Source organism: Azospirillum sp. B506, assembly GCF_000333595.1.
GTDB lineage: Bacteria > Pseudomonadota > Alphaproteobacteria > Azospirillales > Azospirillaceae > Azospirillum.
The window spans coordinates 1-6644 of sequence record NZ_BADK01000014.1 but is presented as its reverse complement, the minus strand read 5'-3'; the positions used below and the strand labels follow the sequence as shown (position 1 = coordinate 6644).

Genomic DNA, 6644 nt, shown 5'->3' with positions numbered 1-6644 from the left:
CAGCGTCTCGATCAGGGACATCAGCAGGGTGCTGCCCGTGCTGTCGAGCGTCACCACATCGGTCCCCGCGCCGCCGATCAGAGTATCGATCTGCGACAGTGTCAGCGTGTTGCCGGAATCGGCCAGCGTCCTGACGATCGGCGCGGCATTCCTGAGATAAATCAGGTCGCCATCGGCGACACCATAGATCGCGTCAAGGTCGCCGTCGCCGTCGAGGTCGGCCAGGGCCGGTACTGGACTGGCTCCGGTGACGAGCCCATAGACCGCCGTCCCGACAAGCGAGAATGTGGGAGACGATGTCGTCCCGATGTTGATCGAAACGATTTCCTTGTTCACCAGGTCGAGATCGTCGTCGCCGTCGAGATCGACGAGGACCGGAACATTGCGACCGTCACTTGCCGTCATGTCGAAGAGGTTCGTTCCCTCCAGCGAAAAGGTCGGCGACGACGAGGTCCCATTGTTCCGGTAAAAAAGGATCCCGTTTCTGTCGTCCCCTATCAGCAGATCGGCATCGCCGTCGCCGTCCAGATCGGCGAAGGTCGGAGCGACAGTGCCGTTGGCAATGATGTCGAAGAGGTTGGCCCCCTCCAGCGAGAAGGATGGAGAGGACGATGTTCCGTTGTTGCGGAAGAACCGTATCGTCCCGTAGGTGCCGCCGATGAACAGATCGAGATCGCCGTCACCATCGATGTCGACGAAGCTCGGCTTTGCATAGTTGCTGTCACCGGAAATGCCGAAGAGATTTGTGCCTTGCAGAGAATAGGTCGGCGCCAGCCTCGTGCCGACGTTGGCGAAATACACCGCATCGCCGTACTTGGTGCCGACCAAAAGGTCCAGATCGCCGTCGCCGTCGAGATCCACGAATGTGGGGCTGGCGTTCTGGTAGACGCCGCTGAGACCGAGAGAATTGGTGCCGACGAGGGTAAAAGTAGGAGTGGTCACGATCTTTCAGCCCCAAAATAAAAATGTCTGCACCGCACCCGCTCACCGCCCGCCCGCAGGCGTCCGGTCAATTCGCGATTTCCGTCGGAATGGCCACCGCTTCGGCCAGCGCCCGCGCATCGAGCAGCCCCACCGCCTCCGCCCGCCGCACGCCGGGAAGAATGGCGACGTCATACAGCTCGTTCACGGTGTGATGGAGCCACAGCATGTGCGCCACGGTTCCGCTGTCGGTGTCGACCACGGCCAGGCCGCATTGCGCGGAAATCCCCGCCCGTTCCAACGCCGGCCCAAGCGGCAGCCCGCTCAGCGTTCCGTGATCGCCCCGTGGCCGCGACAGCCCGAGGACCGCCCATTTCCCATGAAAAGCCAATCCGCGCAGGAAGCCGGGGCAAAAGCAGACCGGCTCGAAGCGGCCGGTCCGGTCCACCGTTCCAAGCTCGCCGGTGCCGGAGTGGAGCAGCCACAGCCGGCCGCGGTGCCAGCGGGGAGAATGGGGCATCGACAGCCCGGCACAGGCGACCTCGCCCGATGGGACGTCGATCAGCACCCCGCCGTCGATCCGGCGCTCGCGCCAGCCTTCGGTGACATCGCAACGCCCCAAGGCCGTCGCGAACATCGGCCGGCCGTCCTCGCCAAGCGCCACGCCGTTCAGATGGCAGCGGTCCTCGTTGCGCAGGGCGGAAATGAAGGCCGGCTTCCAGATCGGCTGGAATCCCCGGTCGGCGTCGGGAACGGCCAGACAGCTGAAGCGGGTGTTGACGAAGATCGGAACGCCGTCCCGCCCGACCGCGATGTCGTGGATATCGATGTCGCCGGTCATGTAGCCCAGCCGCGGCACATAGAGTCGGTCGGCGCCCGACGGCGTGCGGCCGGACGGTTGCAGCGTGTCGGCGAAGCGCCACAGATGGGATTGCCCGCCGACCCACAGCGCGGCCCCATCGGCGCACAGCCCCTGGCAGCGCTGGATCATCCGCTCATGCGCCTTCAGACGCCCGTCCTCCCCCAGCCCTAGGAAGAACAGCCGATGCGTCTCGTAGGTCGAAAAGGCGATGGCGCAGCCGACCGACTCCAGCCAGCCCGGCAGGTTCGGCGTCCCTTCCAGCATTGGCCGGCCCGAAACGGGCACGGTCGAAATGGGGTGAGCAGCTGCCGGAAGGGATGCATCCTCGCCTGTCATCCAACCGCTTCCCGTCATTCTGAATCCATCATCCCGAAAGAATCTTTGGCATACGGCGCAAAATAACGTCAAATTGTTAAAGGAGTGCGGCATTTCCCTCAAGACTCGAATTTCGACACATCCAGAGATGGCAAAGACTTGGAGGATTGACCGCGCTTTAACAGTTTCTGGTAGAAAATTTCAAGGGCACCCCATATTTCGCCCGTCCGGCTCGGGTAGATGGATACCAACTTTCACCCCGCCAATCCTATCCACAGCCCCGTTGAACCGGTTCGTTGCCGTCCGAAGGAAGCTCTTCGATGTCCCTCCCGACCACCGGTTTCACCGATCAAGCCGTCGCACTCACCCATCTGGGCGCCGCCGCTCTGGTCGACGGACAGCACGCGCTCGCCGTCTCCTGTTTCACCAGGGCAGCCGTCCTGGCGCCGCATCGGGCAAGCATCTGGCACAATCTCGGCGAAGCGCGACGGGCCCTGGGCCGGACGGCCGGTGCGGCACGGGCCTACCATCATGCCCTACGCCTGCGGCCCGCCTATCCCAAGGCGTGGGGGGGATTGGCGGCGCTGCTGCAGAATTCCCGGCGCATCAAGGCGGCGGCACGGGCGTCGATGCGGGCGCTGGCTCTCGATCCGGGCTTCGCCGAGGGCTGGTCGGTCGCCGGCTCGATCCTGCAGGAACGGCGGGCGATGGAGCATTTGCAAATCATCCTGCATCGGGCGGTGCGGCTCACGCCGGACAACCCGGCGGCGTGGCTTGCCCTCGCCGGCGCGGTCGCCGAAACGGCGGATCCGGCTCATCCGCTCAACTGCGTGCAGCGCGCGGTCGCCCTGTCGCCCGACCGATCGGCCGGCTATGTGACCCGTGCCGGCCTCCTGATCCGGCAGGGCAGGCTCGACGCTGCGCAGGCGATGCATGACCGGCTGCGCCGGCTGACTCCTCTGGAGGGGCATGCCGAAGCCGGTGACAGTCTGGTGGCGACCGTACGGGGCGACTTCACGACGGCGGTGTCGCTGGCCCGCCGGTCCCTCGCCCTGCAACCGGCCTCCCCGACGGCCCTCATCAACCTGTCCCTGGCCGACCATGCCCTGGGACAGACGGAGCGGGCACGCCGTGGCAACCAGCGCGCCATGACGCTCAATCCCGAAAGCGACGCCGCGCGCTTCAACCTGTCCATGGTGCTGCTGACAGAAGGGGATTTCGCCAATGGCTGGCGTCTCTACGAATCCCGCTGGCGGATGGAGCGTGTGGCCTATCCGACCCATGCCCCCCGCTGGCAGGGTGGCGACCCGGCGGGACGCTCGTTCCTTCTGGTGGCCGAACAGGGGCAGGGGGATACGCTGCATTTCGTCCGCTATGCCCCGATGCTGGCCGCGCTCGGCGCCCAGGTCCATCTGATGGTGCAGCCATCGCTGGTCCGGCTGCTGGCCGGTCTTCCCGGCATCGCTTCCGTCCGCTCGCTGACGGAGCCGCCGCCGGCATGCGATGCCTGCGTTCCGCTGCTCAGCCTGCCATTGGCGTTCGGCACCACGCTGGCGACCATCCCGGCATCGGTCCCCTATCTGCAGGCGTCCGACCGGGATCGCGGCATCTGGAAGCGGCGGCTGGCCGAACGGCCAGATGGGCAATTGGACGGCGAGCGCCGTCTGAAGGTCGGGCTGGTCTGGGCCGGGTCGGCGCACGACGACCAGTTTCTGGCCCATATGATCGACCGGCGTCGGAGCCTGCCGCTGGCAGCGCTGGCCCCGCTGGCCGGCGTTCCGGGCGTACAATTCTACAGCCTGCAGAAAGGCCCTCCGGCGGCCGAGACCCGGCCGGCCGGCCTGGACCTCGTCGACTGGATGGACGAGGTCGGCGATTTCGCCGACACGGCCGCTCTCGTCATGGAACTCGACCTCGTCATCAGCGTCGACACCTCGGTGTGCCATCTCGCCGGCGCGCTGGGCCGGCCGGTCTGGATGCTGTCGCGCTCCGATTCCTGCTGGCGCTGGCTGCGCGGCCGCTCGGACAGCCCCTGGTATCCGACCATGCGCCTGTTCCGCCAGGACCGGCCGGGCGACTGGGACCCGGTCATCCTCTGCGTCCGCACCGCCCTGGAACAAGCTGCCCTGGAGCGTCGGGCGATTCAGCGATGACCGGCGCGGAGACCGCTCAGCTCTTGGCGATCTCGCCCAGCACATCCTTGGCGAGGCTGCGGATGTGCCGCTCCATGGCGGCCCGCGCCTCCGCCGGGTCGCCGGTTTCCAGCGCGGCGATGACGTCGAGATGCTCGTCGCAGTCGGGACGGATGCGCGACGGCAGGCCGGACAGCTCGAACAGGCGCGTCGTCACCCGCAGGTCGCGGATGATCTGCGCCAGCACCGCGTTGCCGGACGCCTCGGCGATCAGGGTGTGCAGCTCCTCATCGGCCGCCCAATGGTCCTCGAAGCGGATCTTCGGCTCGTCGCGCAGCCGCAGCATCTCGGCCTTCATCGCCTGCAGCCGGGCCGGATCGATCCGCGAGGCCGCCGCCGCGATGGCCTCCCCCTCCAGGATCTCGCGCAGGCGCATGCTCTGGAAATATTCGCGGTTGGAGACCTCGCGCACCCGGTAGGGACGGTTGAACTCCTTGCGGATCAGCCCCTCGCTCGCCAGCCGCACCAGCGCCTCGCGGATCGGCGTGCGCGAGATGCTGAGCGCCGTGGCCAGCCGGTCCTCGACGATCACCTCGCCGCTGGGGATGCGGCGGTCGAGGATCATCTCCAGGATGGTGCGGTAGGCCATGCTCGCCAGATTCACGCCGGCCAGATTTGCACCTGCTGCGGCCGGCGTCGCGGCTTTGGAGTCTTCCATGTCCATGCTCATACCAAGTCCTGCCACCTGACGCTGATCTTTCCCTAACAAAGCAGACGAACCGTTGTCCTGCAAAGGTTCTGATCGGCCTGTCCGCCGGGATAGGGTCCGATGCCCCTCCTGGGCGGGTTTCAGTGCTGCAGGATCTTGGCGAGGAACTGGGCGGCGCGCTCCGACCGCTGGGTCTCGAAGAACTCGGTCTTGGTGCAGTCCTCGATGATGCTGCCATGGTCCATGAAGATCACCCGGTGGGCGACCTTGCGGGCGAAGCCCATCTCGTGGGTGACGCAGATCATCGTCATGCCCTCGTTCGCCAGCTCGACCATCACGTCGAGCACCTCGTTGATCATCTCGGGGTCGAGCGCCGAGGTCGGCTCGTCGAACAGGATGGCGATGGGGTCCATCGCCAGGGCGCGGGCGATGGCGACGCGCTGCTGCTGGCCGCCGGACAGCTGGCCGGGGAACTTGTGCGCCTGGGCGGCAAGCCCGACCCGCGCCAGCAGCGCCTCGCCCTTCGCCTCGGCCTCGTCCGTCCGGCGGCCCAGCACCTTGCGCTGCGACAGGGTCAGGTTCTGCATGATGGTCAGATGGGGAAACAGCTCGAAATTCTGGAACACCATGCCGACGCGGGCGCGCAGCGCCGACATCTTGGTGCCCGGCGCGCCGACGTCCATGCCGTCCACCCGGATGCGGCCCGACTGGAACGGCTCCAGCCCGTTGACGCACTTGATCAGCGTCGACTTGCCCGAGCCGGAGGGGCCGCAGACCACCACCACCTCGCCCTTCTGCACGGTGGTCGTGCAGTCCTTCAGGACCTGGAAGGTGCCGTAGTTCTTGCTGACATTCTCGATGGCGATCATGGGAGGCTTCTCTTGGCGATGGGGACGTTGGGCAGATGAGGGGGGACGGATGAGGGGGGCGGTTCAGCCGAACCGGTCGATCAGGAAGGGCGTCGGGTCGATGTCGGTGCGGCCGTCGAGCAGCAGGTCGGCGGTCATGCGGGCGACGACCGGCGCCAGGGTGAAGCCGTTGGACGTCACCGTGTTGAAGAAGCCCGGCAATCCCGGCACCGGCCCGAGGATCGGCGCGCCGTCGATGTTGATGTTCATCGCCGCCCAGGCGCGCACCACATGCAGCCCGGCCATCTGCGGCAGCACATGGCGGGCGACCCACAGATTGCCCTCGATGCTGGAGCGCGACACCGTGTTGAAGCGCCGCGCCGGGTCGAAGACCGCGGTCCAGGCGCCGCCGATGATCAAGCCCCCGGTGACCGCCTGCTTCAGGCTGAGATGGCGGTCGGCATGGGCGACCAGCTGGCTGACCAGCTTGGGCGCCGGCTCGGTGACGATCATCTGCAGGGGCGCGCTGTGGACCGGCACGTCGATGCCGACCAGCCGCCCGGTCTCGCGCGCCCACGGGCCGCTGGCGTTGACGATCTGCCTGGCGCGGATGCGGCAGCGCGAGGTCTCGACCCGCCAGCCGCCGCCCTCGACGGCGGGGACGGCGGCGATGCCCGTGACATTCACCCCGCGCAGGAAGCGGGCGCCCTGGCGCCGCGCCTGCTCCAGCACGGCGTAGGTCGCGCGCAGCGGGTTGATCTTGCCCTCCTGCGGCGCGTATTCGGCGCCGACCAGCCCGTCCGACAGGGCGGGAGCCAATCGGCGCAGCTCGGCGGCATCGATGATGGCGTTCTCGA

At 67.1% G+C, this 6644-nt stretch carries 6 protein-coding genes; 1 reads left to right on the top strand and 5 read right to left on the bottom strand.

The genetic code is table 11. The features are described from left to right. A partial coding sequence (locus I71_RS00505; RefSeq protein ID WP_199902072.1) for an FG-GAP-like repeat-containing protein occupies positions 1–942 on the bottom strand: 942 nt, incomplete at its 3' end. A 67-nt stretch (positions 943–1009) separates the two neighbouring features. Then, entirely contained in the window at positions 1010–2047 is a 1038-nt protein-coding gene (locus I71_RS00500; RefSeq protein WP_042688633.1) for a TIGR03032 family protein, read from the bottom strand. A gap of 371 nt (positions 2048–2418) precedes the next feature. Here I71_RS00500 and I71_RS34690 point away from each other — a divergent pair, with 371 nt between their 5' ends. After that, on the top strand, positions 2419–4251 hold the full coding sequence (locus I71_RS34690) for a tetratricopeptide repeat protein (protein WP_049975831.1): 1833 nt from the start codon (positions 2419–2421) through the stop codon (positions 4249–4251). 16 nt (positions 4252–4267) lie between these two features. Here I71_RS34690 and I71_RS00490 read toward each other — a convergent pair whose 3' ends face one another. The 3 genes from I71_RS00490 to I71_RS00480 all read right to left on the bottom strand — a co-directional run. After that, positions 4268–4960: a GntR family transcriptional regulator gene (locus tag I71_RS00490; RefSeq protein WP_083896874.1), complete on the bottom strand. Its 693-nt coding sequence runs from the start codon at positions 4958–4960 to the stop codon at positions 4268–4270. Between the two features lie 119 nt (positions 4961–5079). After that, a complete protein-coding gene (locus I71_RS00485) occupies positions 5080–5808 on the bottom strand; it encodes an amino acid ABC transporter ATP-binding protein (protein WP_042688632.1) in 729 nt (242 codons plus the stop codon). A 63-nt stretch (positions 5809–5871) separates the two neighbouring features. Further along, a partial coding sequence (locus I71_RS00480) for an FAD-binding oxidoreductase (protein WP_042688631.1) occupies positions 5872–6644 on the bottom strand: 773 nt, incomplete at its 5' end.

What these genes read in the sequence shown, in the direction of transcription:
- I71_RS34690 (WP_049975831.1), top strand. Translation starts at nt 2,419, where the DNA reads ATGTCCCTCCCGACCACCGGTTTCACCGATCAAGCCGTCGCACTCACC.
- I71_RS00490 (WP_083896874.1), bottom strand. Translation starts at nt 4,960, where the DNA reads ATGAGCATGGACATGGAAGACTCCAAAGCCGCGACGCCGGCCGCAGCA.
- I71_RS00485 (WP_042688632.1), bottom strand. Translation starts at nt 5,808, where the DNA reads ATGATCGCCATCGAGAATGTCAGCAAGAACTACGGCACCTTCCAGGTC.
- I71_RS00500 (WP_042688633.1), bottom strand. Translation starts at nt 2,047, where the DNA reads ATGCTGGAAGGGACGCCGAACCTGCCGGGCTGGCTGGAGTCGGTCGGC.